Source organism: Parasphingomonas halimpatiens (genome assembly GCF_036663795.1).
Lineage (GTDB): Bacteria > Pseudomonadota > Alphaproteobacteria > Sphingomonadales > Sphingomonadaceae > Sphingomonas.
Genome location: NZ_JAXOJP010000050.1, coordinates 1 through 22836 on the forward strand (window position 1 = coordinate 1; position 22836 = coordinate 22836).

Consider the following 22836-nt stretch of genomic DNA (forward strand, 5'->3'; position numbering starts at 1 on the left):
CTTAAGGCAGCTCCATTCTTCGTCGCTCATCAAACCACGGATCAAGGCAGCCTCCCAAAAGCCACCCTGAATCAGATACTGCCGCTATTGGGAATCCCCTTTGTCAACACGGCCTAGATACGCCGTGCGATCCAGCCCGCGCCCCAGCCGAACAGCACCGACAGGAACACGGTGAACAGGCCATAGGGGATCGCGCGCTTCTCGGCCGAGCGCGCGACGAAGCGCTCGAAGCCCGATTTGCGGATGTCGATGTCGCGCGTCGCCGCCGCCAGCACGCGGCCGTCGCGGATCAGGAAGGTTTCGGCGGTGAAGCGCCCGACCGGCACGCGCGCGGGAATGGTGATGCGCGCGCGGTACAGCACGCCGTCGGTGATCTCGACCGCATGCGGCGACTCGAGATACAGGCCGGAGCGCTTCTTGAGATCGACGAGCCCGCGCGCAAAGCGATCCTGCTGCGCCTGTGGCGCGTTGCTCGACGGCGAGAGCTGCAGCGAATCGAGCCCGAGCTCGTAGATCGCCTTGGTGCGCGGATCGACCAGCTGGTTGACCGGGCGCGACGAGGCGATGGCGTAGAAGCTCGGTGCCGAACTGTAGCGCAACCGCGCGGCATTGACCCAGATGCCGGCGACCTTGGCCTTTTCACGCAACAGGATCGGCTGGCTCGGCCCCTTGATCACCACAACGATATCGGCCGGCTTGTCGTCGTCGGGCAGCCGACCGCCGGGATAGAGGATCGCGCCGAACAGCAGCAGGTCGGCACCGGTGAAGGAGTAGGCGATCTCGATGTCGCGCTGCGACACGTCGGGGACGAGGATCGGCTTCGGCGCCGGGCGCGCCTGCCCCATCAGCAGCGGCGCGAGCAGCAGCGCGATCACCCCGCGCCTCACGACAGTTCGACCGAAAAGATCTCGTCGGGCCGCCACGTCAGCCCGAGCAGGATGCGCACCGCGACCAGCAGCACGATCACTGCCAGCGCCATGCGCAGATATTCCGGCTTCACCCGGCTGGCGAAGCGCGCACCGACCTGCGCGCCCGCGACCGAGCCGAGCAGCAACAGCGCAGCGAGAACGATATCGACCGCCTTGGTCGTGGTGGCATGGACCATCGTCGCGGTGGCGGTGACGAACAGCGTCTGGAACAGCGAGGTGCCGACCACCACCTGCGTCCCCATGCCGAGCAGATAGAGCATCGCCGGCACGAGGATGAAACCGCCGCCGACGCCGAGCAGGATCGTCAGGATGCCGACGCCGAAACCGAGCAGCAGCGGCGCGAGCGGTGAGATATACAGCCCCGAGGCATAAAAGCGCGTCCTCAGCGGCAGCGCCGCGACCAGCGGATGGTGCCGCCGCTTGCGTGCGCGCGGCGGCGGGCCGCCATGCGTTGCGCGAATCGCCGTCCAGGCTTCGCGCGCCATCATGCTGCCGATCGAGCCGAGCAGCAGGACGTAGATCACCGCGATCACGGTATCGATCTGCCCGCTCGCCTGGAGCAGCTTGAAGATCCAGCCGCCGAGGATCGAGCCCGCCATCCCGCCGGCAACCAGCACGCCGCCCATCTTGAAGTCGACCCCGCCGCGGCGAAGATGCGCGAACACGCCCGAAACGCTCGCGCCCGTCACCTGGCTCGCCGACGAAGCCGCGGCGACGGTCGGCGGGATACCATAGATGATCAGCAGCGGCGTGGTCAGGAACCCGCCGCCGATGCCGAACATGCCCGACAAAAAGCCCACGCCGCCGCCGAGCAACACGATCACGATCGCGTTCACCGAGAGATTGGCGATGGGCAGGTAGATGTCCATGGGCGCCCCGCCGTATCGTGTTCCGGGGCGCGGTGCAAAATTTGAAACTATTTCGTTTCGTCGTATTTTCGCCACGGCTCGGCGCTGGACAATGGCGCGATCCCCGGCTAGCTTCGGTGCCAACTGCTCCGGGGGAATGTGTGATGAAGCTCGCAATCCGTCTCGCATTGCTCGGACTCGTCATCGCCCCGGTCGCGGCACTCGGCGACAACAGCCCGACCGTCGTGCTCGCCACCCCCGGTATCGGCAATGGCGCGATCGAACGCTTCACGATGCGCTTCAGCCAGCCGATGGTGCCGCTCGGCGATCCCCGCGCCGCGTCGCCCTTCGAGACGACCTGCGCGATCACCGGCGAGGGGCGCTGGGTCGATCCGCAGACCTATGTCTACGACTTCAAGCAGGGCCTGCCCGGCGGCACGCAGTGCAGCTTCAAGCTGCGCGCCAACCTCAAGAGCGTCGCCGGCTATGCCGTCGGCGGGCAGCAGGAGTTCAAGGTCGACGCCGGCGGCCCGGTGGCGCGCGCGGTACTTGCCGGCAACAGCAGCGACGACGGCATCGAGGAGGACCAGGTGTTCCTCGTCGCGGCGAACCTGCCGGCCGATCCGGCATCGGTCGCCGCCAATGCCTATTGCTCGGTTGCCGGGATCGGCGAGAAGATTCCGGTCGAGGTGCTCAAGGCGGACCTGCCCGGCGAGTTGCTCGCGCAGTTGAAGCCCGACGAGAACTGGAACGTCCGCAACTTCCTCGACGAGGCGGGTCTGCCGACCGACGTGCCGGCCAAGGCCGAGGATCGGCAAAAGGCCTATGCCGCCATCACCGCGCTGCGCTGCCGCCGTGCGCTGCCCGCCGGGCATGACGTGGCGCTGATGTGGGGCAAGGGCATATCCGGCGCGGGCGGCAAGACCGCCGGCACCGACCAGCGTTTCGACTATACCGTGCGCAAGCCGTTCACCGCGCGCTTCGAATGTTCGCGCGTCAATGCCCAGGCCGGCTGTTCGCCGGTCGAGCAGGCGTGGATCCGCTTCTCTTCGCCCGTCCCCGCCGACACGGCGCGCGCCATCACGCTGCAGCTGCCCGATGGCCGGACGATCAAGCCCAATTTGTTCGACGGTGGCGGCGACGCGGAGCATGGCGACGCCAAGACCAGCGCGACGATCTCATCGGTCGGCTTCATGGCGCCGCTACCCGAAGCGACGACCGGCAAGATCCTGCTGCCCGCCGGCGTCAAGGACGAGAGCGGCCGCGCGCTGGCCAATGCCGAGCGCTTCCCGCTCGAAGTGCGCTTCGACCAGGCGCCGCCGCTGATCAAGTTCGCCGCCGCTTTCGGCATTCTCGAAAGCACCGAGGGCGGCGTGCTGCCGGTGACGGTGCGCAATGTCGAGCCGGCGCTGCAGGGCATGCGCCGCGACCTTGCCGGGCAATCGCTGCGTGTTGGCGACAGCGATACGCAAATCGCCGAGTGGCTTCGCACCATCGACCATGCCGACGACGCTGCCGATCATGAAGAACAGCGCGGCAAGGAAACCGTGCGGATCAACGACACCGGCAGCAAGCCGATCCTCGCGGCCGGCCAGGGTTCGGCGCTCAAGGTCGGGCTGCCCGGCAAGGGCAAGGATTTCGAGGTCGTCGGCATGCCGCTCGGCAAGCCCGGCTTCTACGTCGTCGAATTCGCCAGCCCGGTGCTCGGCCAGGCGCTGCTCGGGCGCAAGACGCCGCGCTACGTCGCCTCGGCCGCTTTGGTCACCAACATGGCGGTGCATTTCAAATGGGGCCGCGAGAAGAGCCTCGCCTGGGTCACAAGGCTGGACGACGCAAAGCCCGTCGCCAATGCCGCGATCCGCATTTCCGACAGCTGCACCGGGCAGTTGCTCGCCACCGGCACGACCGATCGCTCGGGCGGGCTGATCGTCCCGGCCGGCCTGCCCGCGCCCGAAACCTATGGCAGCTGCGACAGCGTCGAGGGCCACCCGCTGATGATCTCGGCGCGCGCCGACGGCGATATGAGCTTTACGCTGACCGAATGGGGCGAGGGCATCAAGCCGTACGATTTCGACCTGCCTTATGGTTATTCGGCCAAGGACGACATCCTCCACACCGTGTTCGATCGCGCGCTGGTCCGCCAGGGCGAGACGATCCACATGAAGCACATCCTGCGCCGCCCGCTCGGCGAAGGCTTCGGCATGGCGCCGGCGCTGGCCGGCACGCTGCGCCTGTCGCATCGCGGCTCCGACACGCAGTTCGACATGCCGCTGGCGATCGACGCCAACGGCACCGGCGAAAGCACATGGACCGCGCCGCAGGGCGCGCCGATGGGCGATTACGACCTGCAGGTGATCGTCGGCGACAAGACGATCTACACCGCGCAATCCTTCAAGGTCGACGAATACAAGCTGCCGACGATGCGCGCGACCGTGACGGGCCCGAAAGAGGCCGCGGTCCGGCCGACCAACCTGCTGCTCGACCTGTTCGTCGGTTATCTGTCGGGCGGCGGCGCGTCGAACCTGCCGGTCGACCTGCGCGTCGGTTATTTCCCGCGCGAGTCCGCGCCGACCGGTTACGAAGCGTACAGCTTCGGCGGCAACAAGATCGAGGAGGGCGTCAAGCCGCTCAACGGCGATGGCGAGGAAACCACCGCCCCGACGCCGCCGACCCAGACATTGCCCGCGACGCTCGGTGCCGACGGCACCGCGCACAACAATATCGAGGTGCCGCAGGGTCTCGAGGCCGCGACCAACATGCAGGTCGAGATGGATTATCAGGATGCCAATGGCCAGACGCTGACCGCGTCGCGCACCATCCCGATCTTCCCCTCGGCGGTGCAGCTCGGCATCAAGACCGATGGCTGGCTGATGAAGCAGGACGATCTGCGGCTGCGCTTCGTCGCGCTCGACACCTCGGGCAAGCCGCTCGCCAACCAGCGCGTCTCGGTCGCGCTCTACAGCCGCCAGATCCTCACCGCGCGGCGCCGGCTGATCGGCGGCTTCTACGCCTATGACAACCAGATGAAGACGACCAAGCTGTCGGCGACGTGCAACGCGACGACCGATGCGCAGGGTTATGCCCAGTGCGCGATCGACCCCGGCGTCTCGGGCGAGGTTTATGCCGTGGCGACGACGCAGGACGCCGGCGGCAATGTCGCGCGCGCCACCACCTCGGTGTGGCTCGCCGGCAATGACGACTGGTGGTTCGGCGGCGACAATGGCGACCGCATGGATCTCGTCCCCGAGAAACTCAGCTACGCCGCCGGCGAGACCGCGCGCTTCCAGGTCCGCATGCCGTTCCGCGAGGCGACGGCGTTGGTCACGGTCGAGCGCGAGGGCGTGCTGTCGAGCTTCACCACGCACCTCACCGGCAGCGATCCGGTGGTCGAGGTGGCGATGCCGGGCAGCTATGCGCCCGACGTGTTCGTCTCGGTGATGGTGGTGCGCGGCCGCACCCATGGCGGGATGTGGAGCTGGCTGCACGGCATAGCCCAGTCATTGGGCCTCGCCAGCGGCCCACCCGAGGGGCAGGAACCGACCGCGATGGTCGACCTCGCCAAGCCGAGCTACCGCATCGGCATCGCCAAGGTGCAGGTCGGCTGGGAAGCGCATCAGCTGAAGGTCGCGGTCAAGGCCGATCGCGAGCGTTATGCCGTGCGCGACACCGCGCAGGTCGATGTCCAGGTCAACACCCCCGACGGCAAGCCGGCGCGCTCAGCCGACCTCGCTTTTGCCGCGGTCGACCAGGCGTTGCTCCAGCTCGCCCCCAATGACAGCTGGGACGTGCTCACCGCGATGATGGGCGAACGACCGATCTCGGTGCTGACCTCGACCGCGCAGACCCAGGTCGTCGGCAAACGCCATTATGGCCGCAAAGCGGTCGAGGCCGGCGGCGGCGGCGGAGACGCCTCGGGGCTCAACCGCGAGAATTTCCAGCCCGTGCTGCTGTGGCAGGGCCATGTCGCGCTCGACGATAAGGGCCATGCGCGCATCGCCGTGCCGCTCAGCGACGCGCTGTCGTCGTTCAAGCTCGTCGCCATCGCCACCAACGGCGCGCAGCAATTCGGCACCGGCATGGCCGATGTCCGTACCGCGCAGGACCTGTCGATCTATGCCGGTATCCCGCAACTGGTGCGCAGCGGCGACTATTTCGCCGCCACCTTCACGCTGCGCAACGGCTCGGCCAAGCCGATGACCGTCACCGCCAATGTCGACCTGACGCCGCGCATCGCCACCGGCAAGCCGATCACCGTGACGGTGCCGGCCGGCGGCGCGGTGCCGATCGCCTGGAACCTCACCGCGCCCAATGCCGAAGGTGCGGTATCATGGCATGTCTCGGCGCGCGACGAATCCGGCAAGGCGACCGACCAGGTCACCGTCAGCCAGAGCGTCGTGCCGGTCTACCCGGTCGAGGTGTGGGCGGGCACGCTGGCACGGATCGGCGGCGATACGTCGATCGCCATCGCGCCGCCGGCCGGCGCGATCGCCGGGCGCGGCGTGGTCGATATCCGGCTCAGCGACGATCTCGCCCCGCCGCTCGCCGGGGTACGCGCCTTCATGGCGGCCTATCCCTATGATTGCTTCGAGCAGCGGCTGAGCCGGATCGTCGCGCTCGGCGATGGCCCCGGCTGGGCGCGACTCGCCGGCGACATCCCGACCTATCAGGCATCGGACGGGCTGCTGCGTTACTGGCCGTCGGATACGCTGAACGGCTCGGAGGTGCTCACCGCCTATGTCCTGTCGCTGACCGCCGATGCCGGCCTGCCGATCCCCGAGGCGCCCAAGGCGCGGATGATCCAGGGCCTGAAGGACGTGCTCAACGGCCGGCTGCGGCATGACGAATATGGCGATGTCCGGCTGCAACGCGTCGTCGCGCTCGCCGCGCTGGCGCGCAACGGCGTCGCCACGCCCGACATGCTCGGCCAGATCGGCATGAACCCGTCCGAGATGCCGACCGACACGCTGGCCGATTATCTCATCGCGCTCGATCATATCCCCGGCCTCGCCAACGCCACCGCGCTCAAGAATGTCGCGCAGGGCGTGCTGCGCACCCGCCTCGTTTATGAGGGCACCCGGCTCGACCTGTCCGATGCGTCCAATTCGGCCTGGTGGCTGATGGTGTCGAGCGACGAATCCGCAATCAAGGCGCTGATCGCGACGCTCGGCCGCCCCGGCTGGCAGGACGATGCCGGCAAGATGATGGTCGGGGTGGCGCTGCGCCAGTCACATGGCCGCTGGGACACCACCACCGCCAATGCCTGGGGCACGATCGCGGCGAAGAAGTTCGCATCGCTCTATCCCGCCACCGCGATCACCGGCACCACCTCCCTCGGGTTGGGCACGGCGACGGCGAGCCGCAGCTGGCCGCTCGCCGCCGACCAGCGGCTGGTCAGCTTCCCGCTGCCCGCCGCGCAGACCCCGCTGCGCCTGTCGCAAGCGGGCGGCGCCGGGCCATGGGCGAGCGTCTCGGTCTCGGCGGCGGTCCCGCTGCTCAAGCCGCTCAACGCCGGCTATGTCATGAACCGCAAGGTCGAGGTCGTGCAGGCGCGCACCAAGGGCGTGCTGACGCGCGGCGACGTGATCAAGGTGACGATCAACGTCCAGGCCTCGGCCGACCGCAACTGGGTGGTGATCAACGATCCGATCCCGGCCGGCGCGACGATCGTCGGCGACATGGGCGGCCAGTCGAAGATGCTCGGCGACCAGGGCAGCCTCGGCGGCGGCACCGACACGCTGGCGCGCGACGCCGACGGCAAGGTCTGGGAGATCCAGTCGGGCGCCCAGCCGGCCTATGTCGAGCGCCGCAACGACTCATGGCGCGCCTATTTTGCCTGGGTGCCGCGCGGCGCGTTCAGCGTCAGCTATGTGCTGCGCCTCAACACCTCGGGCCGCTTCAACCTGCCCGCGACGCGCGTCGAGGCGATGTATTCCCCCGCGATCCGCGCGCAATGGCCCAATCCGATGGTGACGGTGGCGGCGCGGTGAGGGTGCGCTGACGCCGAGGGGGTGCCCAGTCCGCGGGGGCTAAAGGTTGCTCGGCGCCCGGCATGTACCCCTGCGCAGGCAGGGGCCCAGGTTTACGGAGCGCGCCGCCTGTAACCCTGGGCTCCCGCGTTCGCGGGAGAACGAAGAAGAGGGCGCCTCACCTGACAAGGTCCACCTCGACGGCGTGATTCAACAATCCGCACCCGCGCTTAGTCCTGCAGCTCCCGCGTCGCGCACGCGCCCGTCAGCAGGAGCAGTTCATGCCCGGTATCGAACCTCAGCAAGACCCATACGGCCTCGCCCCGGCCACCGACACAATGTCCGCGTCAGCGGATGAACCCGAAGCCATGCCAATGCCGGACGCCGGCCCGGTCGATCTCACGGTCGATGACCCGCAGCCCGCCCCACCACTCGCCGACGAACAGCGCCGCCGCGCGGCCGCAGCGCGGAGCCTCGCCGCGCTCGACGCCGCCGTGGCGCAGATGGACCGCGACCGCGCCCAGCCCGCACAGAGCGCGCGCGCGGCGCTCGACCAAATCGACGCGCCCGATCGCTACGCCCATCATATCGAGACAGGCAAGAGCGCGGTGCGGCGACAGGCAAGGCTCGCCGGCCAGCCCGACACCCAGGCCGAGGCAGCGGCGAACGATTACCAGTCGACGATCCATCTCGCGCATGTCGATGCCCGCGCGAGCGACGATGCGATCGGCGCGCTGGTCGCGATCAGACGCCACGGCGCCGGCATGCGCCCCGAGGATATGCACAAGGCGCTGACCGGCATCGCCCCGCGCTTCGCCGACGAGCGCGCCATCGCCGATGTCGAGGCCGGCGACCTCGCGGCCGCGCCCTACGCCCCGCTGGCACCCAAAATGGCGCCCGACGATCTGCGCGACCGCATGCTGGCGATCAGCCCCGACGAACAGCAGGCCGTGCTTCCGACGTTGTTGCAACGCTACAAGGGCGACGCGGCGCGCAGCTGGGCGGCGGCGGCGCTGGGGCCGGACAAGCTCGACGCTCTGATCGCGCGGCATGGCGACGGCTGGTACCCAGCGCTGCCGGACGCGGTACGGCTGGACGTGGCGCAGCATATGGCCTTGCTCGGCGCGCGCGGCTCGAAGCGGGCGCTGCCCGCCGATCCGGCAGCGGCCGCGACGCGGATCGTCAACCAGCCGGGCGTCGATGATGGGCGCCGGCAGAAGGCGCTCGTTGAATTGAATTGGCGGATGATACAGGCCGATCGGACGCGTCAGACGGCGTCAACGAATGCCAACGCCGAGGCTGACGCGCTGGCAAATGAGCTGGGCGACTCCTTTACCTCGATCGCGCAGATTCCTCCGGCGGTTCGGCGCGATCTTTCGAAGGATGCGGTAGACAGCCTGGTCCTGAGAGCGACCCGCACCATCGACCGTCAGTCGCAAGAGGGGATTGGGAACCTCCCGCAAGCTATCTCCGCCAGTGATTTTGCCGGGCCGGACCTGGAGCCCGATCGTGACCCGGAAGATGGCGATTCTTTCGCGAGCGCTTCTACGGAAGGCGTACCGAGCGCCATTGGCCCAAGCCCAACTGCTCTCACGTCAGCCGTACACGCGGAACAAATGGCTGCGGCGACTTCGCCCGGTGCGCGCGCGGCCGTCGCCGGGCTGGGTACTGCAGCCGCGCCGTCCCTTCGGGATTCCAGCGAAGAATCGGACCAACGCCGCAACCACTTCAGTCCTGCCACCTAACTCGACAGCACAAATCGAGGCCGAGGCGACACCTTACAAGCCATTCGTACTGACGAAGGCATCGGTTTGTCGGGTGTCGAGTCGAATTTCACTTCTGCCGCCTGGGCTGCGAAGGGTCGAGGCCGTAACCTTTTGTCGCGCGAATTGTCATCCGCCGGTCGCGATTCGACCCCCATCCGCGCTTCCATCGCTGCGGGAGATGGCGGCGCCCCGACGACAATCCATCAGGACGACCACCCGTCGCCCGCGCTGTGTCGCTGGCTGGGAACCCCGGCAGGCGAGGACCAATTTGTCATCGACTCACCGCCTGATTTCATCACACGCTTTCGGCGCGCCATGCCGGAATTCGTGCGACGCGAGAAGGCAGTGTTCGCGGCATCGAAAAGCACCGAACCACCGCTTGAGCATGCGCTGCTGGTCTATCAGAGTCTGCACGACCCGCACACATTCACGACGCGAACAGTCGTGGCCAATGATCAACAGGGGCTCGTCTTCACCGACTTCGAGACAGGGCGGAGATTGCCCTTCGGCCGACTTCCAGAGTTGAAAGGATTCAGGCTGATTATCGCCGAGCATACACACCCGCGCCCTTGGTACGACCCATTCCGCTTCACGGATGCTAGACAGGGACCGACGAACCTGGATGTCGCGATGTCAAAATTTTACCGCAATGTTCACTTCGTTATCAACGCCGTGCACACAAACGATTTCCTGGATGGATCAGATGACGAAAGCTATTATTTTGGCCGCGGGGTTCAGCCCGATTAGGGCCGGCCATTCTAGCCGATGACAACTTCATCTTCAAATCGCTGGGAGCCGTTCGAGATGTGAGCTCGTAACCTGCGCATGAAAAAAATCGCACGAACACAGCGCAGCTTTCGATTGAACTCGGCCTCAGGGACTTTTTTGACGATGATAGCTATCCCGACATAGTCGAATCCGTATTCGCCTTGGATGCTGTCAACTGTCAGTCCGCACTCGGATACGATATGCCGGGCTAGTTCGTCCGAAGGGTAATCGCGCTCGCAGCCCGTCAGCAAGAGCATAAGCGGCAAGACCGAATATACCACCTTCGCCAAATCACATCCCTCCGCTGGCGGAAATGTTCATGCCTTGTTCTACTGTTAGCCGGGAGGCGGATCAAGTGATTCCTCTCGTCAAATGCCCGGCCATAGTGTCCGCGATAGGCCGCCGCAGCATATGACCTACGACAGGCCGCCAACCCGCGCTTAACATTGAAATAGCGCAACATCTTTGCGGGTCGCACAGCGCAAATGCGCAGCGTTATTAATAATAATTATCCACGCGAACGGGCCAATGCGCAATCATTACTTCTAAAATAGCAACGTGAAGATCAGAAATAGGAGACAGATCATTACGTAATTATCATGCTAATGAAATTGCAATTACCCTGTGTCCACAGCTTACATCGATTCTCCAACATACTCTCGGCGCATGATCTATTTAAGATTACGCCATCACGGAGCGACCAGTTGCTCATTGCTCACGTCTTCAGATATTTATTCGGACTGTTTAGGCTTATAATGCTCCAGAAATTCACGCTGACTCGAAATTTGTTCGAGGTAACAATAGCTCTCTACTATACTGGAAAGCGTTCCCGTCCGGCCGGCTCCGCCACTTTGGCGCAGTATACGCGCCGACGGGAAAGCCAGCGACACTCCAAACGGCGCAGGATCAGGCGCTGTCGTGAATCGAGGCGTCCCATGACCTCACGATAGGCCTGATTCAACCGCTCATCCTGACGGGCGGCCTCCTCGCCGTTGCAGCTCAGAGTCAAGGACGTAATGCCTCGCGCAGCATTTATGCAGCGGTCATGCTCGACGGAGAAGCCAAACTTATCGCCGCCTCCGTCCTCTTGGGCCAGCGCCGGCTGTGTCGCCAAGATGAAGGTACAAACCGTCAGGACCAAACGCCGCCACATTGCCATCTCCCTGAAACGGGAACCTTCATTTCGCATGACGCAAAGCTATGCTGAACATATGAGGAACACAACCGTAAAAGGTGCGATTGGATCACCCAACATTGCGAGAATAGCTCGACCTTCCGTCCCGAGCCCTTCCTTTCCGGCCTGCTCATGATAGCCTGATAACATGCGGCAAAAATGGCATTCGGCAGTAGCGGAGATCGGAAGGCGGGGCCGGACCTGGCTCGAAACGCGGCTCTGGCGCCTCGCCGTGATCGACCCCGACCGCTGGTTGGCCGCGCTCGGCACGCGCGAGGGCAAGGCCTTTGCCGGCATCGGCCTCGTCGCCCTGCTGCTCGGTGTCGCCGATTATATCACCATGCCGCCACCGCTGCCGTCCTACCGCCAGGTCGTCGCCGCCTGGCACCCGTCCGAGGCATGGCTCTATGACCGGCACGGCCGGCTGCTCGATTCCGCGCGGGTCGATTTCGCCGCGCGGCGGCTCGGCTGGACGCCGCTCGCCAAGGTCTCGCCCGTCACGCGCGAGACGCTGGTCGCCGCCGAGGACCACCGCTTCTACAGCCATGGCGGGGTCGACTGGCTGGCGCTGGCCGGCGCGTCGCGCGACCGCGTGGCCGGGCAACGCTCGCGCGGCGCGAGCACGCTCAGCATGCAGGTCGCCGGTTTCCTCGCCCCCGGCATCGCCACCCCCGGCGCGCGCGGCTGGCTCGACAAGCTGCGCCAGATGCGCGCCGCCTGGGCGCTCGAACGCGGCTGGCACAAGGACGAGATCCTCGAGGCCTATTTCAACCTCGCCGGCTTTCGCGGCGAGGCGCAGGGCATCGGCGCCGCAGCGCTCGGCCTGTTCGGCAAGACCCCCGACGCGCTTGCCAAGGACGACGCGCTGCTGCTCGCAGCACTCCTCCCCGAACCGCAGGCCAGCGTGGCGAGCGTCGCGCGCCGCGCCTGCGCGCTGGCGCATCGCAGCGATTGCGCCCGCCTCACCGGAGAGGCCGCGTCGATGCTCGGCCCGACGCGCAGCCTGCAGCTCGACCCCGGCCTCGCGCCGCATCTCTCCGACCGGTTGCTGACCAAGCCCGGGCTGCGCATCACCAGCACGCTCGATTACGACATCCAGAAGCTCGCGATCGTCGCGCTGCGCCGCCAGTTGCAGGGGCTCGGCGGCAGCCGCGCGCGCGACGGCGCTGTGGTGGTGATCGACAATGCCAGCGGCGACGTGCTCGCTTATGTCGGCGGGATCGGCGGCAATTCGACCGCCGCCTCGGTCGATGGCGCCAACGCCTATCGCCAGGCCGGCTCGACGCTCAAGCCCTTCCTCTACGCCGAGGCGATCGAGAAGGGCTATCTCACCCCGGCCTCGATCCTCGACGATTCGCCCGTCCAGCTCGACACCGGCTCGGGGCTGTACGTCCCGCAAAATTACGACCGCGGCTTCAAGGGCCCGGTGTCGGCGCGCTCGGCGCTTGCGGGCTCGCTCAACGTGCCGGCGGTGCGCACGTTGCTGCTCGTCGGGGTCGATCCGTTCCGCGACCGGCTGTGGGACAGCGGTTATCGCGGGCTGGTCGAGGATGGCGACTATTATGGCTTCTCGCTCGCGCTCGGCTCGGCCGAGGTCACGTTGCTCGAACAGGCCAATGCCTATCGCAGCCTCGCCAATGCCGGGCGCTGGGCGGCGCTGCGGCTGACGGTCGCCGATCCGGCCGGCGCGCCGCGCGCGATCACCACGCCGCAGGCCGCGTGGCTGGTCGGCGACATGCTTGCCGATCCCAATGCCCGCGCCGCGACCTTCGGGCTCGATTCGGCGCTGCGCCTGCCCTTCTGGGCGGCGGTCAAGACCGGCACCTCCAAGGCGATGCGCGACAATTGGTGCATCGGCTATAACGACCGCTACACCGTCGCCGTCTGGGTCGGCAATCTCGAGGGCGACCCGATGCGCGCCGTGTCGGGCACCAGCGGCGCGGCACCGGTATGGCGCGACCTGATGCTCGCGCTCGGCGCCGAACGCCATCCGCAACCGCCGCCACGCCCGCCGGGCATCGAGGAGCGCGCGGTGACCTTTGCCGACCATATCGAGCAGCCGCGCCGCGAATATTTCCTGACCGGCACGGCGATGAGCCGCATCGCCTTCGCGCCGTCCGAATCGCGCCGCCCGCGCATCACCAACCCGGTGTCGGGCAGCGTCTATGCGATCGACCCAGATATTCCGCCCGATCGCCAGCGGCTGGCGGTAACGGTCACGGGCGCGGCGGTCGCGCACCGGCTGATGCTCGACAAGCGCGACATCGGCGCCGCCGATACCGTGCCGCAGGTCCTCGCCGCGCCGGGCCAGCACCGCCTGCGCCTGCTCGATGTCGGCGGCCATGTCGTCGACCAGGTGCTGTTCACCGTGCGGTAGCAACCGCGCGATTCAAGCAAAAGCCCGGGCAGAGTCTCCTCCGCCCGGGCCCGTTGATGCGATCGTTTAGCGGTAGAAGCCGCGGATCACGTCGATGACGATGCCGCGCCGCGTATCGACCAGCACCACGTCGTTATAGTGACGCACCCAGGTCCGGCCCCAGCCGGGCTGCGGCAGGCGATAGCGCCACGGATCGGCGATCACGAAGCGGTTGCCATAATAGAGCGGCGCGATACGCAGGCCGGCGCGGAACGGCGTGTAGCGGAACGGCGCGTTCCAGTTGCCGCGAGCATAGAAGTTCGGGTTGCGGTCACGCCAGCCGCGCCAGTCGTCGCGACCCCAGCGGCGATCACGATCGCGCCGGTCCTCGCGATATTCCTGCCGTGCATCGCGCACGTCGCGGCGTTCCTCGCGGATATCGCCGCGGTCGCCGGTACGACGCGCATCCTGCAGCTCGCGCTGTTCCTGGCGGATGTCGCGACGGTCGTGCCGCAGTTCGCCGTTGGACTGCGCCTGCGCCGCGGCGGGCAGCGCGGCGGCGGCCATGAGAGCCATCAAAATCGTCTTACGCATCTAAATTCTCCGTTCCTGGCCAGTGCAGCGCCCCTCCGCGCCATGACCATGACAGCGACAATGGCGCACCCACGATGAACGCGCTGCGAACCGGATCGTCAGCAAGGAGAAAGGTCGGGCGCGACGAAACGCCCGCCGGCTACGGCGTGTCGCGGCCGCCGCTGTCGCCGCTCGCTCCGGCGCCGACCGCGCCAACGGTGCCGATATTGCCGAACAGCTCGTCGAAGAAGCTGCGGTCCTTGCCCAGCGTCGGCGTCTTCTTGCCATAGGGGCTGATCGAGGCGACCTGCTCGACGCCCGACTTGAACACACCGGTAACGACGCCCGCCGGGTTGAAGGTCACGCGCAGCGTGATCTGCTCCTTGGCCTTGGGCTTGTTATAGGCAAAGTTGCGCGAATCGCGCGCGACATAATACCAGTCGCCCTGGTTGAACTGGCTGGCGAAGCTCGGTTTGCCGAGCACGGCGAGCACCGACTGGCGCGTGTCGACGCCGGGCTGCACCGAGTTGACCAGATCGGGATCGACGACATAGCCCTGATGCGTGCGGAGCGGCGTGCAGGCGCCGAGCGCGACCAGCGCGATCAGGGCGGTCATCCGGGCGGACTTGATACGCATTCTAAACTTCTCCACCGCGGGCGCGATCGTCATCGAGGCGCATTGCATCATGCGCCCGTCCGCTCAATATGCGGATGAACGCGGCCAAACAAGGGCGCGCCCGAGCAGAGACGGATTAGCATGGGCTTCATCGCCAGATTATTGGGCAAGCGCGACGAAACCGCGCTGCCACTGTACACCGCGATCGTCGCCCGCGCGCGCGCGCCGCACTGGTATGAGGCGGGCGCCGTGCCTGACACGGTCGATGGGCGTTTCGACATGGTCGCGACGATTCTCGCCTTCGTGCTGCTGCGGCTGGAGGACGATCCCGCCACTGCCGAACCGAGCGCGCGGCTGACCGAGCGCTTCGTCGACGACATGGACGGCCAGCTGCGCGAGATCGGCATCGGCGACATCGTCGTCGGCAAGCATATCGGCAACATGATGGGGATGCTCGGCGGGCGGCTCGGCGCCTATCGCACCGCGCTGGCCGACGGCTCGCTCGGCGCGGCGCTGGTTCGCAACCTGTGGCGCGGCGCGACGCCCGAGGCGGCGGCGCTGGCGCATGTCGAGGCGGCGCTGCTGGCGTTCCGCGATGCGCTCGCCGCGACGCCGACCGAAGCGCTGCTCGACGGCGCAGTGCCGGCATGAGCGCCCCCGAATTTTCACGCATCGAGCGCGCCGACACGATCGGCGAGGGCGAGCGCACGATCCGCATCGCCGCCGACGCGACCGAACGTGCCGCGCTGGCGAAGCGCTTCGAGCTCGCAAGTGTCGAGTCGCTCGAGGCCGAGTTCCGCCTCAGCCGCGACGCTGCTGGCGTGATCGCGCACGGTCATGTCCGCGCGCAGGTCGTGCAGGCCTGCGTCATCACAGATGAGCCCGTCCCCGGCACGATCGACGAGCCGGTCGCGCTGCGCTTCGTGATCGATGATGTCGCTGGGGAGGGCGAGATCGAGCTCGACGAGGACGCGCTCGACACGATGCGCTATGATGGCGCGGCGATCGACCTGGGCGAAGCGGCCGCCGAGACGATGGCGCTGGCGCTCAACCCCTATCCGCGTGGCCCCGGCGCCGCCGCCGCGCTGCGCGCCGCCGGCGTGGTAAGCGAAGACGAGGTCACGCCGCTCAACGCCTTCTCCGGGCTGAAGGCGAAGATGGAAGAGCGTTAGAACATCGGGCAAGACGTCGGACCGATCGCGCTGCATCCCCCTCACTTCCCCGGCGAAGGCCGGGGCCCAGTTGGGGGACACTGCGACAAGCGTTGCCGCTCATCATATCCGTCATCCCGACTGGGCCCCGGCCTGCGCCGGGAAGTCAGGAAAACTGCGCACCGTTGCAGACGCGCTGCCTTAATCCAGGTCCGGCCCGAGCGTGGCATCGAGGTCGCGTGGGCGGACGAACAGCTCGAGCACCGCGCCGTTCGCGGCGGCATCGGCCCAGCGATCGATCGCGAAGCTCAGCCGCACCGTGCTGGCGGTGGGCAGCTTCTCCTCGACCGCGTCGCGCTGCGGCGCCTGGTCGTTGTCAGGCACCAGCATCAGCACAAGGTCTTCGAGCCCCGGGTTGTGCCCGACGAGCAGCGCGCTCGCCACGCTGTCGGGCAGCTCGCGCACCACGTCGAGTAGGGTAACGGCCGAGGCGAGATAGATGCGGCGGTCGAGTGTGGCGGGAAGATCCGAGCCATAACCGCTCGCGACATGGTCCAGCGTCTCGGCGACACGCACCGCGGGCGAGGCGAGGACATGGTCGAACTCGAGGCCCAAGCTGCGCCAGTGCCGGCCGACTGCGGCGGCGGCGCGCTTGCCCTTGGCGTTGAGCGGGCGATCGAAATCGCGCAGCGCGGGGTCGTCCCAGCCCGACTTGGCGTGGCGGAGCAGCGTGAGCGTCTTCATGGCGTCGGCGTCTCCGTCAGGCGTCCGGGCGCCTCATGCCCGAGCCGCGGCGCCGAGGGAAGACGTGCCACGCGCGAAACCGCCTCATCGAGCGTCACCCGGGCGATTCCTACGCCCGGCGGGAAGGCGGTGAGCAGGCGCGAGGGCATCGCGGCGGACAGCAGCACGAAGGTGCCATGGTCGTCGGCGCGGCGAATCAGCCGGCCGAACGCCTGGGCGAGCCGCGCGCGGACGATGCGGTCGTCATAACCCGATCCGCCCCCGGCCAGCCGCCGCGCGGCGTGGAGCACGGTCGGCTTCGGCCAAGGCACGCCCTCCAGCACGACCAGCCGCAGCGAACCGCCCGGCACATCGACCCCGTCGCGCAGCGCATCGGTGCCGAGCAGCGAGGCATGGGCATCGTCGCGGAAGATGTCGACCAGCGTACCGGTGTCGATCGGGTCGACATGCTGGGCGAGCAGCGGCAGCCCCTCGCGCGCCAGCCGGTCGGCGATGCGGGCATGGACGCCGCGCAGCCGGCGGATCGCGGTGAACAGCCCGAGCATCCCGCCGCCCGAGGCGACCGCGAGCCGGGCATAGGCGTTGGCGAGGCTCGCCATGTCGCCGCGCTTGACGTCGGTGACGATCAGCACCTCGGCCTGGGCGGCATAGTCGAACGGGCTGATCGCGGCGAAGCGCGAGGCGGGCCGCGCGAGGTGGTTGGCGCCGGTGCGCGCCTCGGCCACCGCCCAGTCCTCGCCGCCGCGCAGCGTCGCCGAGGTGACCAGCGCGCCATGCGCCGAGCGCAGCACGGTGTCGGCGAACGGCTTGCCGGGATCGAGCCAGTGGCGGTGCAGGCCGATATCGTACTCGCGGCCCTCGACGCGATCGACCGCGAGCCAGTCGATGAAGTCGTGCGCCACCGGTCCGCCGATCCGCGCGAGCAGCGACAGCCACGCCGCGACGGTCTCGGCGCGCCAGCCGACCGAGGCGATCGCCCCCTCGATCCGCGCACGCGCCGGGCCATCCATCCAGTCGGGCGCCTCGGCCAGCACCGCCTCGAGCCGGCGGCCGAGCGTGACGAGCGGGCGGACCAGCGCATCGAGCGCCTGCGCGGCGGGGCCGGCGGCCTCGATCAGCGTCGGGTCGGGCTCGGCCAGTTCGGTCTCCAGCCCGTAACCCGCATCGCCCTCGGTCTCGGCGCGGGCATAGACGAGGCCGCGCACCGCGCCGAGCAGTGCCTCGACGGGTCCGAAGGGCTGTCCCTCGCCGACGCGCTGCAGCCAGCCGTCGCCGGGCAGCGCCTGGGCGGCATGGACCGCATCGGCGATGGCGAGACCGCCCGCCTCGTCATAACTCGCCACGTCGGACAGCCGCGCGGCAAGCCCGCGCCGCCGCCCGCGCCCGCCGGATTCGGGGCCGAGGATCCAGCGCCTGAGCTCGATCGTCTCCTGGCCGGTCAGCGCGGTCGAGAACATCGCGTCGGCGGCGTCGAAGATGTGGTGGCCTTCGTCGAAGACGTAACGCGTCGGGCGCGTCGCCAGTTCGCGGCCGCGCGCGGCGTTGACCATCACCAGCGCATGGTTGGCGATGACGATATCGGCCTCGGCCGAGGCGCGCGCGGCACGCTCGATGAAGCATTTGCGGTAATGCGGGCAGCCGGCATAGACGCACTCGCCGCGCCGATCGGTCAGCGCGGTCGAGCCGTTGCGGCGGAACAGCGTCGGCAGCCAGCCGGGCAGGTCGCCGCCGATCATGTCGCCATCGGCGCTGTACGCCGCCCAGCGCGCGACGAGCTGCGCGAGGATCGCGGCGCGGCCGGCGAAACCGCCCTGCAGCGCATCCTCGAGGTTGAGCAGGCAGAGATAATTTTCGCGGCCCTTGCGCGTGACGACCTTGGCCCGGCGCTCCTCGGCGTCGGGGAACAGCCGGGTGGTTTCCTGCGCCAGCTGGCGTTGCAGCGCCTTGGTGAAGGTCGACACCCACACCGCGCCGCCGGCCTGTTCGGCCCAGAGCGAGGCGGGCGCGAGATACCCCAAGGTCTTGCCGATCCCCGTCCCGGCTTCCGCGAGCACGAGATTGGGCGCGTCGCGCATCATGCGCGGCGCGAACGCCTCGATCGCCGCCTCGGCATAAGCGCGCTGGCCGGGGCGTTGCTCGGCGCCGCTGCCGACCAGCTTTGCCAGCCGCTCCGCCGTCTGCGCCGGATCGACGACAATGGTGCGCGGCGCCGGGCGCGGCGCGGCCTCCGACCATTCGGGCAGCTTGGAAAACAGCCAGCGCTCGGCGGTGACGGGCTTGCGGACGCGATCGATCAGCGCCGGAGTCCACGGCCAGCGCAGCCGCAGCAGCGATTGCAGCGACGTCCAGGCACCCTCGCGCTCGGGCCAGTCGCCGCCCGCGGTGTCGAGCAACGCGGCGGTGGCGCGCAGCAGGAAAGGCGCGACTTCCTCGTCGCGGCCCGGCACGTCCAGGCCGGTGGCGCGCGCAAGGCCGCGCGGCGTCGGCACCATGAAGCGCGCCGGGAAGAGAAAGGCGTAGAGTTCGAGCAGGTCGAGCCCCGACAGTTCGGCATGGCCGAGCCGCTGCCCGATCAGCGGCGCGCCGAGCATGATCATCGGCGTGTCGGCGGCCAGCCGGATCGCCTCGCCGCGCCCGACCGTGCGGCACGTGCCGTCGGGCTGGGCGATCCAGATCCCGCCATGGCTGGCATGCAGCGCGGGCCAGGGCAGCGCGAGAGGGGGGAGCGGCGGCATTGCGGCGATCCTAGCGCAGTCGGAACATCGGGGGAACGGGTCGCGCGACGCTGCGGGGCGATTTCCTGTCGGGCGCGAAGACGGGACGTCGGGCCGTTCTTCCGCTCACCGCGCCGGTCGCCCGGCGCGTGGCGCCAGCCGCCAACGCCCCTTCCCTTTAGTATCATGAGCGCCTAGCGTCGTGTCATCCCCGGGGTGCCGCTGATGCGCGGCTGAGAGGGAAGCGCATGCTTCCGACCCGCCGAACCTGATCCGGTTGACACCGGCGGAGGGAGGGAACGGTTTTCACCCGAAATCCGTGGCCTCGCTCCGATTTATTTGGAGCGCTTACCCATGGCCGATATCCCCGCCCGCACCGAAATTGGCGTCACCACAGGCCCGATCCGCGGCAGCCGCAAAATCCATGTCGGCCCGTTGCGCGTCGCGATGCGCGAGATCGATCTCGAGCCGAGCTGCGGCGAGCCGCCGCTTCGCGTCTACGACACCAGCGGCCCGTACACCGACCCCAAGACCAAGATCGACATCATGGCCGGCCTGCCCAATATCCGCCGCGACTGGATCCTCGGTCGCGGCGATGTCGAGGCCTATGACGGCCGCGAGACCCGCCCCGAGGACAATGGCCTGTCGGGCCCCGATCGCTCGGCCGGCGTGCCGCAATTCCCCAATGTCGTTAAGCGCCCCTTGCGCGCCAAGCCCGGCATGAACGTCAGCCAGATGCACTATGCCCGGCGCGGCATCATCACGCCCGAGATGGAATATGTCGCGATCCGCGAGAATATCGGCCGCGCCGCCGCCAAGGAAAAGCTGATCCGCGACGGGCAGGATTGGGGCGCCAGCATCCCCGACCATGTCACGCCGGAGTTCGTCCGCGACGAGGTCGCGCGCGGCCGCGCGATCATCCCCAACAACATCAACCACCCCGAGAGCGAGCCGATGGCGATCGGGCGCAACTTCCTCGTCAAGATCAATGCCAATATCGGCAATTCGGCGGTCGCCAGCGACGTGGCGAACGAGGTCGACAAGATGGTGTGGTCGATCCGCTGGGGCGCTGACACGGTGATGGACCTGTCGACGGGGCGCAACATCCACGACACGCGCGAATGGATCATCCGCAACAGCCCCGTGCCGATCGGCACCGTGCCGATCTACCAGGCGCTGGAAAAGGTCGGCGGCGTCGCCGAGGACCTGACCTGGGAGATTTTCCGCGACACGCTGATCGAGCAGGCCGAGCAGGGCGTCGACTATTTCACCATCCATGCCGGCGTGCGCCTGGCCTATATCCCGATGACCGCCAAGCGCGTGACGGGCATCGTCAGCCGCGGCGGCTCGATCATGGCGAAATGGTGCCTCAGCCACCACAAGGAGAGCTTCCTCTACGAGCGCTTCGACGAGATCACCGAGATCATGAAGGCGTATGACATCGCCTATAGCCTCGGCGACGGCCTGCGCCCCGGCAGCATCGCCGACGCCAATGACGAGGCGCAGTTCAGCGAGCTCTACACGCTGGGCGAACTGACCCACCGCGCCTGGGCGAGCGACGTGCAGGTGATGATCGAGGGCCCCGGCCATGTGCCGATGCACAAGATCAAGGAGAATATGGACAAGCAGCTCGAGGTCTGCGGCGAGGCGCCCTTCTACACGCTCGGGCCGCTCACCACCGACATCGCGCCGGGTTACGACCATATCACCAGCGGCATCGGCGCGGCGATGATCGGCTGGTACGGAACCGCAATGCTCTGCTACGTCACGCCCAAGGAGCATCTCGGCCTGCCCGACCGCGACGACGTCAAGGTCGGCGTGGTGACCTACAAGCTCGCCGCGCATGCCGCCGACCTCGCCAAGGGCCACCCCGCCTCGAAGATGCGCGACGACGCGCTGAGCCGCGCGCGCTTCGAATTCCGCTGGCGTGACCAGTTCAACCTGTCGCTCGACCCCGACACCGCCGAGCAATATCACGACCAGACGCTTCCCGCGGAGGGCGCCAAGACGGCGCATTTCTGCTCGATGTGCGGGCCGAAATTCTGCTCGATGAAGATCACGCAGGAAGTGCGCGACTTCGCGGCCAAGCAGAATGCGCCGGCGGATACGTTTATCGCGGCGGATGGTGACGCGGCGGGGGCGGATGCGGCGCGATCGGCTTTTGCCAATCCGGCGGCGGTTGCGGAGGCTGAGCGGGGCATGGCGGCGATGAGCGACCTGTACAATGAGAGCGGCCGCGAACTCTACATCGGCGCTGGCGGGCGGGAGCACGACTGATTGGGACCTGCCGGGCGGGTACGGCGCGTTTGATCGTTGCCAATCCGGCGACAATTGCCGATGCAGAGAAGCGTGTGGCGGGCGGTAAGCGCTTCACTCAGGAAGTAGGCAAGGAGATCCACCTGCTCGCTGATTAAACTGCTTGGGCAACATATATACTGCGAATGGCATGGCAGGGCAAAAATCGACTCTTTATTGTAACTTTTGTGCAAAATCTCAGCACGAAGTTAGAAAGCTCGTCGCAGGACCAACCGTATTTATTTGCGATGAGTGCATAGATTTATGTGCAGGCATTATGCTCGAGAGCTATGATTTCGAAACAGCTTTTCCAATAACTTACAACGAACTAAACTCTTCGGAAAAGTTAGATGATATATTGTCTAAACTAGATTCAGATCCGCTTTTCTCGACTAGGGGTTTAAAAGTAACAAAAAATACAGCGTTTTATCTTGGACCATTTATTTCTCCATACAACGAGATATACTCTGATCATATTAGACCATGCATTGAGCGCGCTGGAATAAAAATTAATAGGGCTGACGAGATATTTGGCTCCAGGCCCATTATGCAGGATATTTGGGAATCCATATTCTGCGCACAATTCATAGTCGCCGATCTAACGGGCAAGAATCCTAATGTTATGTACGAAGTTGGCTTAGCCCATACAATGGGAAAGCCAGTAATAATGTTAACCCAAGATATTCAAGATGTTCCGTTTGATCTTCGGCATTATCGCTGCGTAGTATATCAATACACTCCTCGCGGGTGTGAACAATTAGATCAAGCGCTATCAAATACGGTATCTGCATTGAGCAAAGTTAACTATAAGTTGGCGTATTAGAGCCTGATTCAAAAGTTTCTCAACTGATTGAGACTCTTGCGATTCTGCGGGTGATCATGCGGATGCTGGCGATGGTTGCCCATGCGGTCGAGCTTTCGATGGATCGTTCCCAG

15 protein-coding genes, 2 pseudogenes and 1 riboswitch are annotated in these 22836 nt (G+C 66.9%); of the genes and pseudogenes, 8 read left to right on the plus strand and 9 right to left on the minus strand.

The features are described from left to right. Positions 1-113 precede the first annotated feature (113 nt). Together U1839_RS24865 and U1839_RS24870 are read right to left on the minus strand one after the other, a co-directional pair. A complete protein-coding gene (locus U1839_RS24865; RefSeq protein WP_443030660.1) occupies positions 114-845 on the minus strand; it encodes a TIGR02186 family protein in 732 nt (243 codons plus the stop codon). Positions 846-883: 38 nt separating this feature from the next. Then, on the minus strand, positions 884-1798 hold the full coding sequence (locus U1839_RS24870) for a sulfite exporter TauE/SafE family protein (protein WP_332806253.1): 915 nt from the start codon (positions 1796-1798) through the stop codon (positions 884-886). A gap of 143 nt (positions 1799-1941) precedes the next feature. Between U1839_RS24870 and U1839_RS24875 the strand changes: the two genes are divergently transcribed. From U1839_RS24875 to U1839_RS24885, 3 genes are all read left to right on the plus strand, one after another. Then, the gene (locus U1839_RS24875; protein ID WP_332806254.1) at positions 1942-7764 is read left to right on the plus strand and encodes an alpha-2-macroglobulin family protein; all 5823 of its coding nucleotides are present in this window, start codon (positions 1942-1944) and stop codon (positions 7762-7764) included. Positions 7765-8024: 260 nt separating this feature from the next. Further along, entirely contained in the window at positions 8025-9488 is a 1464-nt protein-coding gene (locus U1839_RS24880; RefSeq protein ID WP_332806255.1) for a hypothetical protein, read from the plus strand. A gap of 132 nt (positions 9489-9620) precedes the next feature. Beyond that, complete coding sequence (locus tag U1839_RS24885; RefSeq protein ID WP_332806256.1) at positions 9621-10256, plus strand: hypothetical protein; 636 nt, start codon at positions 9621-9623, stop codon at positions 10254-10256. Positions 10257-10267: 11 nt separating this feature from the next. On the opposite strand, the gene U1839_RS24890 is transcribed toward U1839_RS24885, so the two are convergent. After that, positions 10268-10567: a hypothetical protein gene (locus U1839_RS24890; RefSeq protein WP_332806257.1), complete on the minus strand. Its 300-nt coding sequence runs from the start codon at positions 10565-10567 to the stop codon at positions 10268-10270. 521 nt (positions 10568-11088) lie between these two features. Continuing rightward, complete coding sequence (locus U1839_RS26865) at positions 11089-11466, minus strand: lysozyme inhibitor LprI family protein (protein ID WP_443030659.1); 378 nt, start codon at positions 11464-11466, stop codon at positions 11089-11091. 325 nt (positions 11467-11791) lie between these two features. Between U1839_RS26865 and pbpC the strand changes: the two genes are divergently transcribed. Next, complete coding sequence (pbpC, locus tag U1839_RS24895) at positions 11792-13828, plus strand: penicillin-binding protein 1C (RefSeq protein WP_332806265.1); 2037 nt, start codon at positions 11792-11794, stop codon at positions 13826-13828. A gap of 66 nt (positions 13829-13894) precedes the next feature. On the opposite strand, the gene U1839_RS24900 is transcribed toward pbpC, so the two are convergent. Both U1839_RS24900 and U1839_RS24905 read right to left on the minus strand, forming a co-directional pair. Continuing rightward, positions 13895-14401 (minus strand): RcnB family protein, encoded by a 507-nt coding sequence (locus U1839_RS24900; protein ID WP_332806258.1) that lies wholly within the window; start codon positions 14399-14401, stop codon positions 13895-13897. Between the two features lie 139 nt (positions 14402-14540). After that, a complete protein-coding gene (locus U1839_RS24905; RefSeq protein ID WP_332806259.1) occupies positions 14541-15017 on the minus strand; it encodes an outer membrane protein assembly factor BamE in 477 nt (158 codons plus the stop codon). Positions 15018-15137: 120 nt separating this feature from the next. On the opposite strand from U1839_RS24905, the gene U1839_RS24910 reads away from it, so the two are divergent. Further along, on the plus strand, positions 15138-15647 hold the full coding sequence (locus U1839_RS24910; protein ID WP_332806260.1) for a ubiquinol-cytochrome C chaperone family protein: 510 nt from the start codon (positions 15138-15140) through the stop codon (positions 15645-15647). Further along, the gene (locus U1839_RS24915) at positions 15644-16168 is read left to right on the plus strand and encodes a YceD family protein (RefSeq protein WP_332806261.1); all 525 of its coding nucleotides are present in this window, start codon (positions 15644-15646) and stop codon (positions 16166-16168) included. Before U1839_RS24910 ends, U1839_RS24915 begins: the two co-directional genes overlap by 4 nt. Before the next feature lie 180 nt (positions 16169-16348). Here the strand turns inward: U1839_RS24915 and U1839_RS24920 are convergent, their stop codons facing one another. Further along, positions 16349-16891, minus strand: coding sequence for a SixA phosphatase family protein (locus U1839_RS24920; RefSeq protein WP_332806262.1), 543 nt, complete (start codon positions 16889-16891; stop codon positions 16349-16351). Further along, entirely contained in the window at positions 16888-19626 is a 2739-nt protein-coding gene (locus tag U1839_RS24925) for an ATP-dependent DNA helicase (protein ID WP_332806263.1), read from the minus strand. Before U1839_RS24925 ends, U1839_RS24920 begins: the two co-directional genes overlap by 4 nt. 181 nt (positions 19627-19807) lie before the next feature. Beyond that, positions 19808-19917, plus strand: a riboswitch (TPP riboswitch). Between the two features lie 42 nt (positions 19918-19959). Between U1839_RS24925 and thiC the strand changes: the two genes are divergently transcribed. Next, a complete protein-coding gene (gene thiC, locus U1839_RS24930) occupies positions 19960-21882 on the plus strand; it encodes a phosphomethylpyrimidine synthase ThiC (RefSeq protein ID WP_332806264.1) in 1923 nt (640 codons plus the stop codon). Between the two features lie 169 nt (positions 21883-22051). Continuing rightward, positions 22052-22186, plus strand: a pseudogene (locus tag U1839_RS24935) (ClpX C4-type zinc finger protein); the annotation flags it as partial. Between the two features lie 556 nt (positions 22187-22742). On the opposite strand, the pseudogene U1839_RS24940 reads toward U1839_RS24935, so the two are convergent. After that, a pseudogene (locus tag U1839_RS24940) lies at positions 22743-22836 on the minus strand (IS5/IS1182 family transposase); the annotation flags it as partial.